Origin of the sequence: Brucella lupini (genome assembly GCF_002252535.1) — a bacterium.
In the GTDB taxonomy this organism is placed as follows: Bacteria; Pseudomonadota; Alphaproteobacteria; order Rhizobiales; family Rhizobiaceae; genus Brucella; species Brucella anthropi.
The window spans coordinates 1-1,235 of sequence record NZ_NNRN01000011.1; the positions used below are offsets into that span (position 1 = coordinate 1).

Consider the following 1,235-nt stretch of genomic DNA (forward strand, 5'->3'; position numbering starts at 1 on the left):
TGGACTTGCCCTTATTTAGTGGAGAGGTTCTGTCACTAATTTACGGTTTATCATCTCGAACTTGATCGGTGATTTATACCCGAGTGCAGAATGTCTGCGCACAGGATTATAGAAGCCGTCAATGTATTCGCCAATGGCTTTGATTGCATCCTGACGTGTGTAGAACACAGTTCGCCATATCAGTTCTGACTTGATCGTCTTGAAGACGGTTTCCACCATCGAATTATCATAACAATTTCCTCTTCCGCTCATCGATGGAAGCATTTTGTGAGCTTCGAGAATTCTGCGATACTCATAACTGGCATATTGGCTTCCCCTGTCCGAGTGTTGGATCAGTCCCGGCTTTGGTTGCCGGATTGCAATAGCCTTCTTCAAAGCACAGATCGCTAGATCTTTTTTCATCCGATCCCGCGCTTCCCAGCCGATAATACGACGAGAGTAAAGATCGACAACAATTGCTAGATACAGCCAACCTTCTGCGGTCCATATATAACTGATATCGACACCCCATTTCTGATCTGGTCCATTACAAGTGAAGTCCTGATCCAGAAGATTGGGAGCAACAGGCTCACCATGATTGCTATCGGTCGTGCGTTTGAAGCGCGTTTTCTGCCGGGCTTTCAAGCCATTTTCTCGCATCAGTCGCGCCGTGCGGTGACGACCTGCCCGAATGCCTTCTTCGTTCAGTTCGACATGCATTCGAGGGCTACCATAGGTTTCACGTGACAGTGCAAACTGATTGCGAATATGCGCCAGGATAACCATGTCATCAAGCTGGCGGCGGCTGGGGACGCGATGCTTCCATGCATAATAACCACTAATGCTGACACCTGCGAAGGCGCACAAACGCGACAGAGACATATGGACCTTCTCCGTATCGATGAAAGCAAACTTCATCGACTTGTCTCCCGAGCGAAGAAGGCCGTCGCTTTTTTTAATAAGTCTCGTTCCTGTCGTAGAAGCTCGTTTTCTTTTCGAAGCCGAGCAAGCTCCTGGCTCATGTCTTCATGCGGACCGGAGAGTAAATCGTTCTCAGCAAAATTACGACGCCAGCGGTCAAGTGTTGATTTGCCAATGCCAAGGTCCTCGGCAACCGATGAAATGCTTCGACCACTCGTCGTTAAAATCCGAACGGCTTCGCGTTTGAATTCTTCTGTAAATTCTCGCTGCTTCAATTCTAAGTCTCCTGTCAGTCTTGTCTAACAGAAGCCCTCCATTTTTGAAGGGGAAGTCCA

1 protein-coding gene is annotated in these 1,235 nt (G+C 48.2%); it reads right to left on the reverse strand.

Features of this window, described 5'->3' with window-relative positions; translation table 11 throughout:
• Positions 1-15: 15 nt before the first annotated feature.
• A protein-coding gene (locus CES86_RS00880; protein WP_374828267.1) for an IS3 family transposase occupies positions 16-1,175 on the reverse strand; the annotation gives its coding sequence in 2 pieces (ribosomal slippage) (positions 16-914 and positions 914-1,175; 1,161 coding nt in all).
• Positions 1,176-1,235 lie beyond the last annotated feature (60 nt).